Consider the following 19,119-nt stretch of genomic DNA (forward strand, 5'->3'; position numbering starts at 1 on the left):
TCGGATGGGGGTTACCCGCAACTCGGTTCTGAGTCCGGTCAACGGAGCATTAACTCAGGCCGGAAACATCGTCGAACTGTTTGTCGACGTCGTCAGGAATACGTTCCGGCGTCCATTTCAGTTCCGTGAGTTCATCGAGCAGGCCTGGTTCATCGCCAGCGTGACAATTTTGCCGACGGCATTGGTAGCCATTCCTTTCGGCGCCGTCGTCTCACTGCAGACCGGTTCGCTGATCAAGCAGTTGGGCGCAGAATCGTTCACCGGCGCTGCCAGCGTCCTGGCGGTGATCCAGCAGGGTAGCCCTCTGGTGACAGCATTGTTGGTCGCCGGTGCGGCCGGATCGGCCGTGACGGCCGACCTCGGTTCTCGAACCATTCGCGAAGAGATCGACGCGATGGAAGTCCTCGGAATCAATCCGATTCAGCGCCTGGTGGTTCCGCGTGTACTCGCGATGGTGCTGATCGCTGTTCTGCTCAACGGACTGGTGTCCGTCGTCGGTATCGCGGGTGGTTACTTCTTCAACGTGATCCTGCAGGGCGGTAACCCCGGCGCCTACATCTCGTCGTTCTCAGCTTTTGCGCAGCTACCGGACATTTGGAGCGGTGAGATCAAAGCCGCGGTGTTCGGTGTCATCGCTGGTGTGATCTCCGCGTACAAGGGACTCCACCCGTCCGGTGGCCCGAAGGGCGTCGGTGAGGCGGTGAACCAGGCCGTCGTCATCACGTTCCTGCTGTTGTTCTTCGCCAATCTGATTCTGACGATGGTGTACCTCCAGATCGTGCCGGCGAAGGGATCTTGACCTAAATGACCATCGCACGAGGCCGCGGCGATCAGTTCCTGCTGAAGAGTCGCAAAGTAGCCAGAATTCCAGTGAACGCGTTGGACCGCGCGGGCGAGCAGATGTCGTTCTACGCGCGCGCCATCGCGTGGACCCCGCGCACCCTGCATCGGTATCGGAAGGAGACGCTTCGACTACTCGCCGAAGTGACCTTCGGTAGCGGTGCGCTCGCAGTGATCGGCGGAACCATCGGCGTCATCGCGATGATGTCCGGATTCACCGGTGTCGTCGTCGGCCTCCAGGGCTTCGCCGCTCTGGAGCAGTTGGGTAGCTCGGTCCTGACCGGCTTCCTCTCCGCATACGCCAACACCCGTGAGATCGCTCCGATCGTTGCGGCTCTTGCGCTCTCGGCCACGGTTGGTTGTGGCTTCACCGCCCAACTCGGTGCCATGCGTATCTCCGAAGAGATCGACGCGCTCGAGGTCATGGCAGTTCCGTCGGTGCCGTTCCTGGTCACGACGCGCATGATCGCCGGCTTCGTCGCCGTCATCCCGCTGTACATCGTGGGTCTGCTTGCGGCGTACCTCGCCTCGAGAGTGATCAGCACGGTCTTCAACGGGCAGTCGACGGGTTCCTACGACCACTACTTCAACCTGTTCCTGCCACCGCAGGACGTGCTGTATTCGTTTGCGAAAGTCCTGGTATTCGCCTTCGTGCTGATCCTGATCCACTGCTACTACGGGTTCCATGCCTCAGGTGGTCCCGCAGGTGTCGGCGTGGCCGTCGGCCGCGCTGTTCGCGCCGCAATCGTGACGATCGCCGTTCTCGACTTCTTCCTCAGCCTCGCAATCTGGGGCACCACGACGACAGTGAGGGTGGCCGGATGATCGAGGCTCCGTCAGTCCTGCGCCGCCGTGTGCTCGGACTCGTGTTCTTCGTGGTGTTGGCATTGTTCCTGGCCTTCACCATCGGAACCTTCAACAAGACGTTCAAGGACGTCGTGAAGATCGACCTCGTGACCGACACAGTCGGAAATGCGTTGCCACCCAACGCGGACGTCAAGGTCCGTGGGCTGCTGGTCGGCGAGGTGCGATCCGCGTCGACGAAAGACGGCCAGGTCACCTCGGTCCTCGCGATCGAGCCGGACAAGGCTGATCTCATTCCGTCCAACGTCACGGCGCGTCTGCTCCCGAAGACGCTTTTCGGTGAGCGCTACGTCTCCCTGATCATTCCGGAGGGAACCACCGCGACCCCGATTTCCGCGGGAACGGTGATCCACCAGGACAAGAGCGGCAATGCTGTCGAGGTCGGCGACGTTCTGGACGGACTGCTCCCACTTCTGCAGGCGATTCCGCCGCAGGATCTGGCGAACACTCTCGGTTCTCTCGCGCAGGGTCTGACGGGACGCGGCGCCGAGCTCGGTCTGACGGTCGATCGTCTCGAGGAGATCTTCCGCGGCGTCAATACCGAACTGCCCGCGGTGCAAGAGGATCTGCGCAAGTTCGCGGACTTCTCCCAGACGTACTCGGACGCTGCGCCCGATCTGATCAACGCTCTCGACAATCTGCGGACCACGGGTAACACGGTGGTGCAGAAGCAGGACCAGTTGCGGACACTGCTGGCGTCGCTCACCGTGACATCGTCGGACACCGCAGCCTTCCTCGAAGCGAACTCGTCCTCGATCATCACGCTCGCTGCGGATTCGAAGGAAGCTCTCCAGCTTCTGGCCCAGTACTCTCCGACCTTCGGGTGCACGTTCAAGGGCTTCTCGGACACCGCTCCGGAAGCTGCCAAGATCCTGTCCACCGACGCGCCCAATCCTGGTGTGCGTGCGAGTATTCAGATCGTGAACCCCAAGGGTCGCTACCTGCCCAACCAAGACGAGCCACGGCTCGTCGACAACCGCGGCCCGGTTTGCTACGACAACGTCACCGAGCCCGGCCGTCCGTTCCCGCAGTACCCCGGCGGTTCGTACGGTGACGGTTCCTACCAGGTTCCTTCCCGCAATCCAGGTCCCGCCACCATGGAATTCCTGCCTGCACCCGAGGGCTCCGGACCTCAGTTGTTCTCGACCAACAACAGCGGTCCGGCTCAGCAGGCCGGCTACGCGGGCTCGAAACTCGAAGAGGATACGTTGAAGGTGATCTACGGACAGGCCAACGGTGTTGCGCCGGACGATGTTCCGGCGTGGACCACGATGGTCAGCGCTCCGGCATTCGCAGGTGCGGAGGTGAGCGTCCAATGAGAGGACTCGCAGCTCCGCTGACAAAGCTCATCATCTTCGTTGTGGTGACGGTCCTGGCGACAGGACTGCTGGCAGCCAGTATCGCCAACCTCGGCGGCGGTGGCGGCACCAAGTTCAACGCAGTCTTCTCCGACGTCACTTCGTTGAACGAGGGCGACGAGGTTCGCATTGCCGGTGTTCGTGTCGGCCAGGTCGAGAAGATTGCCATCGTCAACGACAACCAGGCCGAGGTCCAGTTCTCGGTATCCGACCGTGATTGGTTGCCGGCCAGTTCCATCGCCACCATCCGGTTCCGCAACCTGGTGGGGCAGCGGTACATCTCGCTCTCGCAAGGTGAAGGCAGCCAAGGCAAGAAGATCACCGGCGGCGATACCCTGCCGCTGTCTCAGACGCGCCCGGCAGTCAACCTCACGACACTCTTCAACGGCTTCAAGCCGCTGTTCACCACCCTGAGCGCGGACGACGTCAACAAGCTGTCGTACCAGATCATCCAGGTCTTCCAAGGCGAATCGGGCACCATCAGTGAGCTCGTGCGCAACACCGCGAGCCTGACCAACACCGTCGCGGACAAGGACGCGGTCATCGGCGCGGTGATCAAGAACCTCAACGACGTTCTCGACACCGTCAACGCGAACGACAAGAACCTCGATTCACTGATCGTCAACACCCAGCAACTCGTCACCGGGTTGGCCAACGAGCGTGGGGTGGTCGGTTCGGCCGTCACCTCACTCGCAGGCCTGACCGACGCGACGGCAGACTTGCTCGAGCCGACGCGGCCGTCGATTCAGGGCTCGATCACGGCACTCAACACGCTGGCGACCACACTCAATCGTCGGAGTGACGACGTCAACGCGGTGCTCGAGACCTTGCCGGTCAAGCTCGAGAAGCTCGCACGCGTAGCGAGCTACGGTTCCTGGATCCAGTTCTATCTGTGCGGAATCGACATCGTTGCCGGTCCAGGACAGTCTGCGTCGCTGAATCTGCCCACCGGCCTGCCGACGGTCAATCAGCCGATTTACACCAACGCGGCCACGCGATGCACTCAAGACGGTATGAGGGAGTTGCAAGGTCGATGAGTAAACGTCGCAGTCCGGCAATGGCCGGAGCCATCGGTATCTTCGTGGTGCTGCTGGCCACTTTGTCCGCGTTCTTCCTCGATTCGCTTCCGTTCGTGGGAGCAGGCTCGTCCTACTCCGCCGAGTTCTCCGAAGCCGCGGGTCTCAAGCCTGGTAACGAGGTTCGTATCGCCGGCGTGAAGGTCGGCAAGGTCACTTCCGTCGATCTCGACGGTGACCGTGTTCTCGTCGACTTCAAGGTCAGTGACGCGTGGGTGGGAGATCAAACCTCTGCGTCCATTCAGATCAAGACCATTCTGGGACAGAAGTACCTCGCCCTAGATCCGCGCGGAACCGACAACCTCGATCCCAAGGATCGGATTCCGCTCGAGCGCACCACCTCTCCGTACGACGTCGTTCAGGCCTTCTCGGCCGCGGCGGACACCGTCGGCGACATCGACACCGACCAGTTGGCGAAGAGCATGGAGACGTTGTCCCAGGCATTCTCCGAGACACCTGGCGATGTCCGCGCTTCGCTCGACGGCGTCAGTCGGCTGTCGCAGACGATCGCGAGCCGCGATCAGGACTTGCAGAAGCTCTTCGCCGCCACCGGGAAGACGTCGCAGATTCTTGCTGACCGCAACAAGGAATTCACCCAGCTGATCCGTGACGGCGGACTTTTGGTGCAGGAACTCAACAATCGCCAGCAAGCGATTTCGCAGCTGCTCACCGGAACTCAGCGCGTCTCTCAGCAGCTCACCGGTCTCGTTCGTGACAACGAGGCGGCAATCGGGCCGGCGCTGACGCAGCTCAACGGCGTCATCGACATCTTGAAGGCCAACAACGAGAACTTAGACAAGGCACTGAAGCTCTACGAACCCTTCATTCGCTTGTACGCCAACGTGGTCGGCAACGGCCGTTGGTTCGACCAGGTCGTCGTGAACCTCCTTCCGCCGGGTCTGCCGGACATTCCGGGCTACCGTGACCCCGTTCGTACGTTGGGAGGCAACTGATGGCTGATACTGCCGAAGCCGGAAGCGGCTCCAAGAAGCGCTCGGTCGCGATCATCGCCGCTGTTCTGATCGGGTTACTCGTAATCGGTGGCGCGCTGTGGTGGGTGTTCACTCGCGCCGGTACCACCAAGATCACCGCCTACTTCGACAAGTCGGTGGGTATCTACGACGGTTCCGACGTTCGTGTCCTCGGTGTCAAGGTCGGCACCGTCGAATCCGTCGAACCCCAGGGAGATCAGGTCAAGGTCGAGCTGCGTGTCGATCGTGGGATCGACATTCCCGCGGGTGCCAGTGCCGCTCAGATCACGCCGTCGGTGGTTGCCGACCGCTACATCCAGCTGACACCGGTCTTCACCGGCGGCGACAAGATGGCCAGCGGTGCAGTAATTCCGATCGAGAAGACGGCGACGCCTGTCGAGGTCGACCAGTTGTACTCCAGCATCGACGAACTCGCGTCGGCTCTCGGTCCTGAAGGTGCCAACAAGAACGGAGCACTGTCCGATTTCGTCGAGACAGGTGCGGCCAACCTCGAGGGCAACGGTGAAGCGTTGGGAGACAGCATCACCAACCTCTCGGATGCCGCACGGACGCTCAACGATTCGCGTGACAACATCTCGCTCACCATCAAGAACCTGGATACTTTTGTGGGCGCTCTCGCGGCCAACGATCAGCAGGTGCGCCAGTTCAACACGCAGTTGTCGGACCTGACCGGATTCCTGGCAGGTGAGCGCGACGATCTCGGTGCCGCTCTGAACCAGCTCTCGATTGCGCTCGGCGACGTCGCGAAGTTCGTGGCCGACAACCGCGATCAACTGGTCCAGACAACCGAAGGTCTCGTCGAACCGACACAGACATTGGCGAACAACAAGGAAGCACTGGCCAACACGCTCACCATGCTTCCGCTGGCGATCTCCAACTTGGTCAACTCGTACGACGCCGAATCAGGTGTGCTGGCTTCACGTCTGGCGTTCCCTGATCTTCAGAACCCGGCCGGCGTGCTCTGCAAGTTGATGGACCTCGGCAAGCTGTTGCCCGGTGATCCGCGGTTCGAGGCATTGGGAAGGCAGATGCAACCGGCTATCGACCAGTGCGCAAACGTCGCAGCGATGACCGACGCAGCCAATCGGGCTGCAGGCCTGAACCTTCCCTTCGGCATCCTTGCCGGTTCCGAACGACAGATGCAGGTAGTTCCGGGCACTGTGCCCGGCGTCGTGTCACCGCGACTGACCAGTGGAAACGGGGAGGGCGAGTGAAGCGTTCATTGATAGTCGGCGCCGGATTGTGCGCCGTCCTGATCTCGGCAACCGCCTGCTCGTCCGAGGGGATCTACGCTGTCCCGCTTCCCGGCGGTCCTGATGTGGGTTCCGATCCGATGCACTTGACCATTCAGTTCGACGACGTGCTCGACTTGGTTCCGCACTCCGCTGTGAAGGTCGACGGCGTTCCCGTCGGTCGCGTCGACGACGTGTCGGTCGGACCGGACGGATGGACCGCGGATGTCGGCATTATCCTCGACTCGTCGGTTGATCTGCCCGCCAACGCAATTGCCGCGGTCGAGCAGACCAACCTGCTCGGCGAGAAGTTCATCCAGCTGTCGGCCCCGCCGTCCGGACCGGACTCTACGAAGCTGGCCGACGGTGATCTCATTCCGCTGGATCGCACTCGCCACGCCACGGAGATCGAGCAGGTTCTCGGCGCATTGTCGCTGCTGCTCAATGGCGGCGGTGTGGGCCAGTTGCAGCCCATCGTCGAAGAACTCGGTGCCGCGTTCGACGGTCGCGAAGGCAAGACGAGAAGTCTTCTGGAGCAGGCGAACACACTCATCGGTGGACTCAACGAGCAGCGTGACGACATCACACGCGCGCTCGACGGCCTGGATGTGCTCTCGACTCGCGTCAACGATCAGAACGAGAAGATCGGGAAGATTCTCGAGGAACTCCCCGTTGCGACACAGGTTCTCAACGAGCAGCGTCCGCAGCTGACGCAGATGCTCGCTCAGGTGGATCGACTCGGAACAGTGGGAACCGACGTCCTCACACAGTCCAAGGACGATCTGATCGCTGATCTTCAGGCTCTGCGTCCGACGCTGCAGGCGCTCGCAGACTCCGGTGACGACTTCGTGGGGGCACTTCCGTTCCTTCCGACGTTCCCGTTCCCGGACGGTGTCGAGAAGATTGCACAGGGTGGTTCCGTCAACCTCTTCCTGAGTGTCGACCTGCAGATCGGCAATACACTCTCGGGTCTCGGTGTCGGGCAGGGAGAACCGGAATACCGCCAGCCCAAGTTCGGCAATCCCAAGCCGGTGGTCGACCCCTCCAACCCGTACTACAACGGCAACGGACCGCGACCGGGCTGGCCGACAGTGTCACTGCTGCCGATCGCTCCGATCCTGCCGCAGGTTCCCGTTGTCGCCGGCCTTCCCGCCACAACAGCGGGTGACCCGGCAACGCCGGCGCCCGCGGCGAACCCACTCAACCCCATCCAGGGAATGCTGGAACAGTTCGGAATCGGCGGTGATGGACAGTGAGATCAGCTCTGGTCAGATGGCAGCTCGTCGGCTTTGTCGTGGTTGCGCTCCTGGGTCTCATCTACGTCGGCGCCAAGTACGTGCGCCTGGACAACCTCATGGGGTTCGGTCAGTACACGGTCAAGACCGAATTGGCCACGTCCGGTGGAATTTTCACCAACGCCGAGGTGACGTATCGCGGCGTGCCGGTCGGGCGAGTGGGCGACATGTCGTTGACCGAGGACGGAATTCAGGTCGACCTGAAGATCGACAACAGTGCTCCGGAGATTCCCGCGTCGGCCCGTGCCGTCGTGGCCAACCGCTCCGCCATCGGTGAGCAGTACGTCGACCTTCAGCCCGATACCGACCAGGGACCGTTTCTCGAGGACGGCTCGGTGATCGCGGTGGGGGACACCACAACTCCGATCCCGATCGAGGATGTGCTGACCAGTGCCAACGGCTTGGTCAAGTCCGTGCCCGTCGACGCGCTCCACACCGTCGCCGTCGAACTCGGTGCAGCGTTCAACGGCAAGGGCGAGGACATTCAGGTCCTGGCCGATTCGCTGTCCGGTCTCTCGCAGTCCGGGCTCGACACTCTGCCTCAGACGCTCGCGCTGATTCGGAACAGTGAGACGGTACTGACGACGCAGTCGGATCAGTCCTCCGCGATCAAGCAGTTCAGTACCGATCTCGATGCTGTCACGGCGCAGTTGAGGACCAGCGATCCGGACATCCGTCGCTTGATCGACAACGGCATCCCGGCCAGCGATCAGATCGGTGCCCTCATCAACGAGGCGGGCCCGAGCCTGACGACTGACCTGACCAATCTTGCCGCGACCACCAAGACGCTTGCACCCCGAACGATCGCGCTGCAGCCGTTCCTGATCTTCCTTCCCGGCCTGGCCGCTGCCGCACCGACGGTTGCTCCCGGCGACGGAACGGTCCATCAGGGCTTGGTGCTCGAGACCAACAATCCGCTCTCGTGCACGGTGGGTTACGAAGGCACCATGGCGATCCTGGACGAGATGAAGCGTCAGAATCCCAACTTCGACGACACCCAGCAGGATTTCCCGCTCAACACCGCGGCCTCGTGTGAGACGCCGCTGGGCAGCGAGACGGGCGTCCGCAGTGCCAACCGCGTGGTGTACGCCGATCCCGACACGATCCAGCCTTGGGACTTCAAGCCGAAGGTCGATCCGGACAAGTTGAACCTCAACCCGATCGCGACGCAGTTGGCGCCGTTGCTCGGAGTGACACCGAAGTAGACCGATCCGAATGTGGTCGAGTTTGTGCAGTTCAGGCTACTGAGTTGTGGCAGTTGACGATTCGCGGCCAGAGGCTGGGCAAAACAGGTAAGTAGGGTAGTGAGTGTGATTCAGAGAAACAGTTCCCCGCAGTCCGGCGGGCCCGAGCAAGTCGAATCGGGAGCGCCGACAACCGGTAGACCGAAGGGGCTGACAGCGTCTCTGATTGCGGTCGGTGTCTTGCTTCTGGCGGCAGTGGTTGCGCTCGGTGTGTTCGGCGTCCCGTACGTTCGGGCGCTCACCACCGACCGCACCACCGCCGAGATGCGTGACGACGCGTTGATCGGTGCGCAGCAAGTCGCGATCAACCTCAACAACGCGGATTCGGCCAATCTCGACCAGTCGATCGAGAACATGCGTTCTTCGGTGACCGGTGACGAGATGACGACGTATCTGCAGACCGTTCAGGATTCCATCACAGACGAGTTGCGTAACTCGGGCTCGAAGGCTGACACCGAAGTCGTTCAGTCCGCGCTGACCGAGCTCAATACCGATGACCGGACCGCCACGGCACTGGTCGTCGTTCGAGTCACCACGACCCAGGGCAACCAGTTCGTCAAGAATCAGCTCGGCATGCGGCTGGGCATGGTCGAGGTCGACGGGGTCTGGAAGGCTCAGTCGGCTGATCCGATCGGCTCTCGGCTCGATCTCGGCTCCGGCACCCTGCCGGCCACCGACGGCTCCACGCCTGCTCCTGACGCAACGCCCGCACCCGGTTCGGGGACCGAGGCACCTGCCTCCGGTGCTCCCGCACCGACAACCGAGGGTGGTGATTCCGGTGGCCAGTAGTTCGTCGAACCTGCACACCGACATCCCTCGAAGGAGAAGCGCGTAATGCCACCCAAACGTCGTACCGGCGGACCGTCCTCCCCGCAGAACCGTCGGCCGAAGATCGCGGGAAGCGCTCGCTCGCTCAACGTCCCCGCGGGGACGTCCGATTCGGATCCGGTCGAGCCCACGATCGAACAGCCGGAAGAAGAAACACAGGAGGCTGTGAAGCCGGAGGTTGCGAAGCCGACGCTCACGAAGGCCGAGTCCGGAGAAATCGAGCCGCCGAAGACGGAAACCGACGCTCCGGAATCCACACCGGGCCCCGATCTGACCAAACCGGCGAAAACCGTCGCAGACGAGCCCAAGGCCCCTGCTACCCCGGAGACGGGCGCGGGGGAGTCGGCGACAACACCTACACAATCCAAGGCCGGTTGGCGCCTGGTCGCGATCCTGGGGGCCGCAGCGGTCATCGTCGCGATCCTCGCCGGCATCGCCTTCTTCAAAGTCGGCGCGAAGACGGACGACATCGCCTGGGTGGACGAAGGCGCCACGGCTGAAGTTCTTCGTGTGACGCCGTCGGCGTTGGCTGCAGTCTTCACGTTTTCTCCCGACACCTTCGACGCCGATTTCGACAAGGGTGTCCAGGGCCTGAACCAGTCGATGCGCGATCAGCTGACGCAGTACAAGGACACGCAGAAGGCCGGCGTCGAACAAACCCAGACGGCAACGACCGCTGATGTCCCGCTGATCGGGATCACACGGCTAGAGAAGGACCGGGCGCAGTTGCTCGCCCAACTGAACGTCAGCTCGACGCAGAACGGCGTGGCGGCAGACTCTCGCTCCGGAATGGTCATCGTGAGTCTGGAGAAGCAGGACGGAAACTGGCTGATCTCGGAGATTCGCGACCAGTAGCTCGGAGATTCGCGACCAGTAGCTCGGAGATTCGCGACCAGTAGCACCTGCGCACCAGCGCGAAGATCTGGATCGACGCACGATGTCGGTCCAGATTTTTCGTATGTGACGCCGTTGCTGGCTACACTCCCGGTGGCAGTGTTCGAATGCGCGTCACGAATGTTCGAATGCTGCGACACGCGCTCTCGCCCTTGACGGAGCGGTCCGCAAGGTCCACTCTGATCGGTGAACATGCACGGACGAGTGATCGGCAGTCTCACGTCAGTATCTGAATTCGACCCTCAGTTACACCCGACTCGACATTTCCAGAGTAAGGGTGTACTTTTGGACGTTGCGCTGGCTGCCTCCTGTCCACCCCTCGTCTCAACCGCTGCGAAGTCAAGTACTTCTTGCTTTCTGCGACGGGTTTCGTTCGGGTTGTAACCAGCGAAATTCGAAGCAGATACAGCGGCGGTCGCAACAGCACGGAGCGGCCCGCGTGAGGTGCTGGAAGGACGCATCTTGGCAGTCTCTAGCCAGACCAAGGCAGTTTCCGGAATCCCCGGAGCCCCGAAGAGGGTTTCGTTCGCGAAAGTTCGCGAACCCCTCGAAGTTCCCGGGCTTCTTGACGTACAGACAGATTCGTTCGAGTGGCTGATCGGCGCGCAGAGTTGGCGTGAACGAGCAGCGGCACTCGGCGACAATGCAGTGTCCGGTGGTCTCGAGGACATCCTCGCGGAGCTTTCTCCGATCGAGGATTTCAACGGCACTATGTCGCTGTCCTTCTCCGACCCTCGATTCGACGAGGTCAAGGCCTCGACGGACGAGTGCAAAGACAAGGACATGACCTACGCGGCGCCGTTGTTCGTCACCGCGGAGTTCATCAACAACAACACTGGTGAGATCAAGAGCCAGACGGTCTTCATGGGAGATTTCCCGATGATGACCGACAAGGGCACCTTCATCATCAACGGCACCGAGCGTGTGGTCGTCTCGCAGCTCGTGCGTTCCCCCGGTGTGTACTTCGACATGAGCGTCGACAAGAGCACCGAGAAGGATCTGCACAGCGTCAAGGTGATCCCGGGTCGCGGCGCATGGCTCGAGTTCGACGTCGACAAGCGCGACACCGTTGGTGTCCGTATCGACCGCAAGCGTCGTCAGCCTGTCACCGTCCTGCTCAAGGCACTCGGCTGGACCACCGAGCAGATCACGGAGCGCTTCGGCTTCTCCGAGATCCTCATGGCCACGCTGGAGAAGGACAACACCGCCGGCACCGATGAGGCGTTGCTCGACATCTACCGCAAGCTGCGTCCGGGCGAGCCCCCCACCAAGGAGAGCGCGCAGACCCTGCTGGAGAACCTGTTCTTCAAGGACAAGCGCTACGACCTCGCTCGCGTGGGTCGTTACAAGATCAACAAGAAGCTCGGCCTGAACGCGGGTCAGCCGATCGTTGCATCCACGCTCACCGAAGAAGACATCGTCGCCACCGTCGAGTACCTCGTGCGTCTGCACGCAGGTGACACCTCGATGACGGCTCCGGGCGGCGTCGAGGTTCCCGTCGAGGTCGACGACATCGACCACTTCGGCAACCGTCGTCTGCGTACCGTCGGCGAGCTCATCCAGAACCAGATCCGCGTGGGCCTGTCCCGCATGGAGCGTGTGGTTCGTGAGCGCATGACCACACAGGACGTCGAGGCAATCACGCCTCAGACGCTGATCAACATCCGTCCCGTCGTCGCTGCGATCAGGGAGTTCTTCGGAACCTCCCAGCTGTCGCAGTTCATGGACCAGAACAACCCGCTGTCGGGGCTGACGCACAAGCGTCGTCTGTCCGCCCTCGGCCCGGGTGGTCTGTCCCGTGAGCGCGCCGGCCTCGAGGTTCGCGACGTTCACCCGTCGCACTACGGCCGCATGTGCCCGATCGAGACCCCGGAAGGCCCGAACATCGGCCTGATCGGTTCGCTGTCGGTCTACGCCCGCGTCAACCCGTTCGGTTTCATCGAGACCCCGTACCGTCGCGTCGTCGACGGACAGGTGACCGACGAGGTCGACTACCTGACCGCTGACGAAGAAGACCGCCACGTAGTCGCGCAGGCCAACTCGGCCATCGACCGCGAGGGTCGCTTCACCGACTCGAAGATTCTCGTCCGCCGTAAGGGTGGCGAGGTCGAGTTCGTCGCGTCCTCCGACATCGACTACATGGACGTTTCGCCGCGTCAGATGGTGTCCGTCGCAACCGCGATGATTCCGTTCCTCGAGCACGACGATGCAAACCGTGCCCTGATGGGCGCGAACATGCAGCGTCAGGCTGTCCCGCTGGTTCGCAGCGAGGCACCTCTCGTCGGTACCGGCATGGAGCTGCGTGCAGCTGTGGATGCCGGCGACGTCATCATCACCGAGAAGACCGGTGTCGTGGAGGAGATCTCCGCGGACTACGTCACGGTGATGGCTGACGACGGAAGCCGCAAGACGTACCGGATGCGCAAGTTCGCGCGTTCCAACCAGGGCACGTGCGCCAACCAGCGTCCGATCGTGGACGAGGGACAGCGTGTCGAGGCCGGCCAGGTTCTGGCCGACGGTCCTTGCACCGAGAACGGTGAGATGGCGCTGGGCAAGAACTTGCTCGTCGCGATCATGCCGTGGGAAGGCCACAACTACGAGGACGCGATCATTCTGTCGCAGCGTCTCGTGGAAGAGGACGTCCTGACCTCGATTCACATCGAGGAGCACGAGATCGATGCCCGCGACACCAAGCTCGGTGCCGAGGAAATCACTCGCGACATCCCGAACGTCTCCGACGAGGTCCTCGCCGACCTCGACGAGCGCGGCATCATCCGTATCGGTGCCGAGGTTCGTGACGGCGACGTGCTGGTCGGAAAGGTCACGCCGAAGGGCGAGACCGAGCTGACCCCCGAAGAGCGCCTCCTTCGCGCCATCTTCGGTGAGAAGGCTCGCGAGGTTCGTGACACGTCCCTCAAGGTTCCTCACGGTGAGACCGGCAAGGTCATCGGAATCCGCGTGTTCTCGCGTGACGAAGACGACGATCTGCCTCCCGGTGTCAACGAGCTGGTCCGCGTCTACGTGGCACAGAAGCGCAAGATCCAGGACGGTGACAAGCTCGCCGGCCGCCACGGTAACAAGGGCGTCATCGGCAAGATCCTGCCGCAGGAAGACATGCCGTTCCTCTCGGACGGCACGCCTGTCGACATCATCTTGAACACGCACGGCGTCCCGCGTCGTATGAACATCGGTCAGGTCTTGGAGACCCACCTCGGGTGGATCGGCAAGACCGGCTGGAACGTTCAGATCGCGTCCGACGGCTCTCGTCCCGACTGGGCTGCGACCCTGCCGGAAGAGATGCTGTCCGCTCCGGCCGACTCGAACATCGCCACCCCGGTGTTCGACGGTGCGAAGGAAGACGAGCTCACCGGTCTCCTCGGCGCGACGCTGCCGAACCGTGACGGCGAGCAGATGGTCGGACCCGACGGAAAGGCCACCTTGTTCGACGGCCGCTCCGGCGAGCCGTTCCCGTACCCGGTCTCGGTCGGTTACATGTACATCATCAAGCTGCACCACTTGGTCGACGACAAGATCCACGCTCGTTCGACCGGTCCGTACTCGATGATCACGCAGCAGCCTCTCGGTGGTAAGGCCCAGTTCGGTGGCCAGCGCTTCGGTGAGATGGAGTGCTGGGCGATGCAGGCCTACGGCGCGGCTTACACGCTGCAGGAACTGCTGACCATCAAGTCTGACGACGTGGTCGGTCGAGTCAAGGTGTACGAAGCCATCGTCAAGGGCGAGAACATCCCCGAACCCGGCATCCCCGAGTCGTTCAAGGTGCTCCTCAAGGAGCTCCAGTCGCTCTGCCTCAACGTGGAGGTGCTGTCCTCGGACGGCGCGGCCATCACGATGGCGGACGGCGACGACGAGGACTTGGAGCGGGCCGCAGCGAACCTGGGCATCAACCTGTCCAGGAACGAAGCTGCGACGGTCGACGACCTCGCGAACTAGGTTTCGGTCCCCGGGTTGCTCTTGAAAGAGCGGCCCGGGGGCGTAGTTCACATTTGAATTGGCAGTCAGGTTGCCGGGTGACCGGCAACCGTAACCCCAACGGGGAAAGGAAGTTACGTGCTCGACGTCAACTTCTTCGATGAACTCCGCATTGGCTTGGCCAGTGCAGAGGACATCCGCAATTGGTCCTACGGCGAGGTCAAGAAGCCGGAGACCATCAACTACCGCACGCTCAAGCCCGAGAAGGACGGCCTCTTCTGCGAGAAGATCTTCGGCCCCACTCGGGACTGGGAGTGCTACTGCGGTAAGTACAAGCGTGTCCGCTTCAAGGGCATCATCTGTGAGCGCTGTGGCGTCGAGGTCACTCGCGCCAAGGTTCGTCGTGAGCGCATGGGTCACATCGAACTGGCCGCACCGGTCACGCACATCTGGTACTTCAAGGGTGTTCCGAGCCGTCTCGGTTACCTGCTCGACCTGGCTCCGAAGGATCTCGAAAAGATCATCTACTTCGCTGCCTACGTCATCGTCGGTGTCGACGAGGAGCTCCGTCACAACGAGCTGTCCACCCTCGAAGCCGAGATGCAGGTCGAGAAGAAGACCGTCGCAGATCAGCGCGACGCCGATCTCGAGGCACGTGCGCAGAAGCTCGAAGCCGACATCGCCGAGCTCGAGGCAGAGGGCGCGAAGTCCGATGTCCGCCGCAAGGTCAAGGACGGCGGCGAGCGCGAAATGCGTCAGCTCCGTGACCGCGCGCAGCGTGAGCTGGATCGTCTCGACGAGATCTGGACCACCTTCACCAAGCTGAGCGTCAAGCAGCTCATCATCGACGAGCTCCTGTACCGCGAGCTGGTCGACCGTTACGGCGAGTACTTCACGGGTGCGATGGGCGCAGAGTCCATCCAGATCCTGATGCAGAACTTCGACCTCGACGCCGAGGCAGAGTCTCTCCGCGAGACCATCCGCAGCGGCAAGGGCCAGAAGAAGCTGCGTGCACTCAAGCGCCTCAAGGTGGTTGCGGCATTCCAGACCAACGGCAACTCGCCGATGGGCATGGTCCTCAACGCTGTTCCGGTGATCCCGCCGGAGCTTCGCCCGATGGTTCAGCTCGACGGTGGACGTTTCGCGACGTCCGACCTCAACGACCTGTACCGCCGCGTCATCAACCGCAACAACCGCCTCAAGCGACTGATCGACCTCGGTGCTCCCGAGATCATCGTCAACAACGAGAAGCGGATGCTGCAGGAGTCGGTCGACGCCCTGTTCGACAACGGTCGTCGTGGACGTCCGGTCACCGGACCGGGTAACCGCCCGCTGAAGTCCCTGAGCGATCTGCTCAAGGGCAAGCAGGGTCGCTTCCGTCAGAACCTGCTCGGTAAGCGCGTCGACTACTCGGGTCGTTCCGTCATCGTCGTCGGTCCTCAGCTCAAGCTGCACCAGTGTGGTCTGCCCAAGCTGATGGCTCTCGAGCTGTTCAAGCCGTTCGTGATGAAGCGTCTGGTCGATCTGAACCACGCGCAGAACATCAAGTCGGCAAAGCGCATGGTCGAGCGCAAGCGCGTCCAGGTGTGGGACGTCCTCGAAGAGGTCATCGCCGAGCACCCCGTGCTGCTCAACCGTGCACCTACGCTGCACCGTCTGGGTATCCAGGCATTCGAGCCGCAGCTCGTCGAGGGCAAGGCCATTCAGCTCCACCCGCTGGTGTGTGAGGCCTTCAACGCCGACTTCGACGGTGACCAGATGGCTGTTCACCTCCCGCTGTCGGCAGAGGCACAGGCCGAGGCACGCATCCTGATGCTGTCCTCGAACAACATCCTCTCGCCTGCTTCGGGTCGCCCGCTCGCCATGCCGCGTCTGGACATGGTCACGGGTCTGTTCCACCTGACCCGTCTCGACGAGGGTGTCACCGGTGAGCTCGTTGCTCCGACCAACGACGAGGCAGAGCAGGGCGTGTACTCCTCGCCCGCCGAGGCTCAGATGGCAGTCGACCGCGGCGCGCTCTCGGTTCAGGCTCAGATCAAGGTGCGTCTGACGCAGCAGCGTCCGCCGCGCGACCTCGAGAACGAACTGTTCCCCGAGGGCTGGAACTACGGTGACGGCTGGACCGCCACCACGACACTCGGCCGTGTGCTCTTCAACGAGCTGCTTCCGGCGGACTACCCGTTCGTCAACGAGCAGATGCCGAAGAAGCGCCAGGCGACGATCATCAACGATCTCGCCGAGCGGTACCCGATGATCGTGGTTGCTCAGACCGTCGACAAGCTCAAGGACGTCGGGTTCTACTGGGCCACCCGTTCGGGTGTCACGGTCTCGATCTCCGACGTGCTCGTGCCGCCGGAGAAGCCTGCCATCATCGAGGACTTCGAGGCTCAGGCCGACAAGATCGAGAAGCAGTACCAGCGTGGTGCTCTGGACAAGAAGGAGCGCAACAGCGCTCTGGTCACCATTTGGCAGGAAGCGACCGACAAGGTCGGCAAGGCCATGGAGGCTCACTTCCCCGACAGCAACCCGATCCCGATGATCGTGAAGTCCGGCGCAGCCGGCAACATGACTCAGGTTCGCTCGCTCGCCGGTATGAAGGGCCTGGTGACAAACCCGAAGGGTGAGTTCATCCCGCGTCCGATCAAGTCTTCCTTCAAGGAAGGCCTGACCGTGCTCGAGTACTTCATCAACACGCACGGTGCTCGTAAGGGTCTGGCCGATACCGCACTCCGCACCGCCGACTCGGGTTACCTGACCCGTCGTCTGGTGGACGTTTCGCAGGACGTCATCGTCCGCGAGGTCGACTGTGGAACAGAGCGCGGCATCGTCACCACGATCGCCGAGAAGCAGGCCGACGGCACGATGATCCGCGATGCTCACGTGGAGACCAGCACGTACGCCCGTACCTTGGCGGCCGATGCAGTCGACGCGAACGGCACCGTCATCGTCGAGCGTGGCCACGATCTCGGTGACCCCGCGATCGATGCTCTGCTCGAAGCCGGCATCACGACGGTCAAGGTCCGCTCGGTCCTGACCTGCACCACCGGCACCGGCGTTTGCGCCACTTGCTACGGCCGCTCGATGGCCACCGGCAAGCTGGTCGACATCGGTGAGGCTGTCGGTATCGTCGCCGCACAGTCGATCGGTGAGCCCGGTACCCAGCTGACCATGCGTACCTTCCACCAGGGTGGTGTCGCAGGAGATGACATCACCGGCGGTCTGCCGCGTGTCCAGGAGCTGTTCGAGGCACGTGTGCCCAAGGGCAAGGCTCCTATCGCGGACGTCACCGGTCGGGTACAGCTCGAAGACGGCGATCGTTTCTACAAGATCACCATCGTTCCGGACGACGGCGGCGAAGAGGTTGTCTACGACAAGCTCAGCAAGCGTCAGCGTCTGCGTGTCTTCAAGCACGCCGACGGTCGCGAAAGCCTCTTGGCTGACGGTGACCACGTCGAGGTCGGACAGCAGCTCATGGAAGGTGCTGCCGATCCCCACGAGGTCCTGCGAGTCATGGGTCCGCGTCAGGTTCAGATCCACTTGGTCAACGAGGTCCAGGAGGTGTACCGGAGCCAGGGTGTGTCGATCCACGACAAGCACATCGAGGTCATCGTGCGCCAGATGCTTCGTCGCGTGACGATCATCGATTCCGGTGCCACCGAGTTCCTGCCCGGTTCGCTCACCGAGCGCGCCGAGTTCGAGTCGGCAAACCGCCGCGTTGTCGCCGAGGGTGGCGAGCCCGCAGCCGGCCGTCCGGTGCTCATGGGTATCACGAAGGCGTCGCTCGCGACGGATTCGTGGCTGTCCGCGGCATCGTTCCAGGAGACCACTCGTGTCTTGACCGACGCGGCTATCAACTGCCGCTCGGACAAGCTGATCGGTCTGAAGGAAAATGTCATCATCGGCAAGCTGATCCCTGCCGGTACCGGTATCAACCGTTACCGCAACATCCAGGTTCAGCCCACCGAAGAGGCACGCGCCGCTGCTTACGCAGTGCCGTCGTACGACGACCAGTACTACAGCCCGGACGGCTTCGGCCAGAACACCGGTGCTGCAGTTCCGCTGGACGACTACGGCTTCAGCAACGACTACCGCTAAGCGTTAGTTCGTAGAAAATCCCCCCACTTCGAAAGAGGTGGGGGGATTTTTCATGTCAGGAGTGGGACGTTTTCAGGAGTTGCTGCCGCTGAGGTCCGGGATGACGATCTCCTGGACGGCCCACTTGTTCCCGTCGGGGTCGGCGAAGTAGATGAACCGCCCCCAGGCCTGGTCGTCGATCGGGCTGATGTCGATGCCGCGGCTCTTGAACTCGCGCTCAGCCTCTTCGATGTCCTTGACCACTACCTGCATGCCGACGACCGAGCCGGGCTCGGCGTCGGTGATTCCCTTGCCGATGCAGATCGAGCAGGCCGAACCGGGAGGGGTCAGCTGGACGAATCGCAGGTCTTCGCTGACCGTGTGATCGTGGTCGGCATTGAATCCGAGGCGGACGTAGAAGTCCTTGGCGCGGTCGATGTCGGTGACGGGAATGGCGACCAGTTCGAGCTTGATGTCCATGACGTGCCCTTC

Annotated in this window: 13 protein-coding genes; 12 read left to right on the forward strand and 1 reads right to left on the reverse strand. The window is 62.3% G+C overall.

The window, feature by feature from the left end; translation table 11 throughout:
- The first annotated feature begins 4 nt into the window (after positions 1-4).
- The 12 genes from R4P70_RS14360 to R4P70_RS14415 all read left to right on the forward strand — a co-directional run bounded on the left by R4P70_RS14360 (position 5) and on the right by R4P70_RS14415 (position 18,648).
- Positions 5-799, forward strand: coding sequence for an MlaE family ABC transporter permease (locus R4P70_RS14360; RefSeq protein WP_003942038.1), 795 nt, complete (start codon positions 5-7; stop codon positions 797-799).
- Positions 800-804: 5 nt separating this feature from the next.
- Complete coding sequence (locus tag R4P70_RS14365; RefSeq protein WP_283569179.1) at positions 805-1,665, forward strand: MlaE family ABC transporter permease; 861 nt, start codon at positions 805-807, stop codon at positions 1,663-1,665.
- Positions 1,662-3,023 (forward strand): MCE family protein, encoded by a 1,362-nt coding sequence (locus tag R4P70_RS14370; protein WP_003942007.1) that lies wholly within the window; start codon positions 1,662-1,664, stop codon positions 3,021-3,023. Before R4P70_RS14365 ends, R4P70_RS14370 begins: the two co-directional genes overlap by 4 nt.
- On the forward strand, positions 3,020-4,099 hold the full coding sequence (locus R4P70_RS14375) for an MCE family protein (protein WP_283569180.1): 1,080 nt from the start codon (positions 3,020-3,022) through the stop codon (positions 4,097-4,099). Before R4P70_RS14370 ends, R4P70_RS14375 begins: the two co-directional genes overlap by 4 nt.
- Positions 4,096-5,091 (forward strand): MCE family protein, encoded by a 996-nt coding sequence (locus R4P70_RS14380; RefSeq protein ID WP_003942053.1) that lies wholly within the window; start codon positions 4,096-4,098, stop codon positions 5,089-5,091. The genes R4P70_RS14375 and R4P70_RS14380 overlap by 4 nt, the downstream gene beginning before the upstream one ends.
- Positions 5,091-6,344 carry an MCE family protein gene (locus R4P70_RS14385; RefSeq protein ID WP_317830939.1) on the forward strand — a complete coding sequence of 418 codons (1,254 nt, stop codon included), beginning with the start codon at positions 5,091-5,093 and terminating at the stop codon, positions 6,342-6,344. Before R4P70_RS14380 ends, R4P70_RS14385 begins: the two co-directional genes overlap by 1 nt.
- Complete coding sequence (locus R4P70_RS14390; protein ID WP_317830940.1) at positions 6,341-7,618, forward strand: MCE family protein; 1,278 nt, start codon at positions 6,341-6,343, stop codon at positions 7,616-7,618. The genes R4P70_RS14385 and R4P70_RS14390 overlap by 4 nt, the downstream gene beginning before the upstream one ends.
- Positions 7,615-8,862, forward strand: a complete 1,248-nt coding sequence (locus tag R4P70_RS14395; RefSeq protein ID WP_003942085.1) for an MCE family protein — start codon at positions 7,615-7,617, stop codon at positions 8,860-8,862. The genes R4P70_RS14390 and R4P70_RS14395 overlap by 4 nt, the downstream gene beginning before the upstream one ends.
- A gap of 99 nt (positions 8,863-8,961) precedes the next feature.
- Positions 8,962-9,690, forward strand: a complete 729-nt coding sequence (locus tag R4P70_RS14400; protein WP_007728440.1) for a hypothetical protein — start codon at positions 8,962-8,964, stop codon at positions 9,688-9,690.
- Between the two features lie 45 nt (positions 9,691-9,735).
- A complete protein-coding gene (locus R4P70_RS14405; RefSeq protein WP_064113963.1) occupies positions 9,736-10,584 on the forward strand; it encodes a hypothetical protein in 849 nt (282 codons plus the stop codon).
- 483 nt (positions 10,585-11,067) lie between these two features.
- Entirely contained in the window at positions 11,068-14,574 is a 3,507-nt protein-coding gene (rpoB, locus tag R4P70_RS14410) for a DNA-directed RNA polymerase subunit beta (RefSeq protein WP_003942068.1), read from the forward strand.
- A gap of 117 nt (positions 14,575-14,691) precedes the next feature.
- Positions 14,692-18,648: a DNA-directed RNA polymerase subunit beta' gene (locus R4P70_RS14415; protein WP_003941914.1), complete on the forward strand. Its 3,957-nt coding sequence runs from the start codon at positions 14,692-14,694 to the stop codon at positions 18,646-18,648.
- 72 nt (positions 18,649-18,720) lie between these two features.
- Here R4P70_RS14415 and R4P70_RS14420 read toward each other — a convergent pair whose 3' ends face one another.
- Positions 18,721-19,107, reverse strand: coding sequence for a glyoxalase superfamily protein (locus R4P70_RS14420; protein WP_003942070.1), 387 nt, complete (start codon positions 19,105-19,107; stop codon positions 18,721-18,723).
- Positions 19,108-19,119: the final 12 nt, after the last annotated feature.

It is taken from the genome of Rhodococcus sp. IEGM 1241, from assembly GCF_033142365.1.
Lineage (GTDB): Bacteria > Actinomycetota > Actinomycetes > Mycobacteriales > Mycobacteriaceae > Rhodococcus_F > Rhodococcus_F erythropolis.

Coding starts and splice junctions, on each gene's coding strand:
- R4P70_RS14370 (WP_003942007.1), top strand. CDS start 1,662: ATGATCGAGGCTCCGTCAGTCCTGCGCCGCCGTGTGCTCGGACTCGTG.
- R4P70_RS14365 (WP_283569179.1), top strand. CDS start 805: ATGACCATCGCACGAGGCCGCGGCGATCAGTTCCTGCTGAAGAGTCGC.
- R4P70_RS14375 (WP_283569180.1), top strand. CDS start 3,020: ATGAGAGGACTCGCAGCTCCGCTGACAAAGCTCATCATCTTCGTTGTG.
- R4P70_RS14405 (WP_064113963.1), top strand. CDS start 9,736: ATGCCACCCAAACGTCGTACCGGCGGACCGTCCTCCCCGCAGAACCGT.
- R4P70_RS14420 (WP_003942070.1), bottom strand. CDS start 19,107: ATGGACATCAAGCTCGAACTGGTCGCCATTCCCGTCACCGACATCGAC.
- R4P70_RS14380 (WP_003942053.1), top strand. CDS start 4,096: ATGAGTAAACGTCGCAGTCCGGCAATGGCCGGAGCCATCGGTATCTTC.
- R4P70_RS14360 (WP_003942038.1), top strand. CDS start 5: ATGGGGGTTACCCGCAACTCGGTTCTGAGTCCGGTCAACGGAGCATTA.
- R4P70_RS14385 (WP_317830939.1), top strand. CDS start 5,091: ATGGCTGATACTGCCGAAGCCGGAAGCGGCTCCAAGAAGCGCTCGGTC.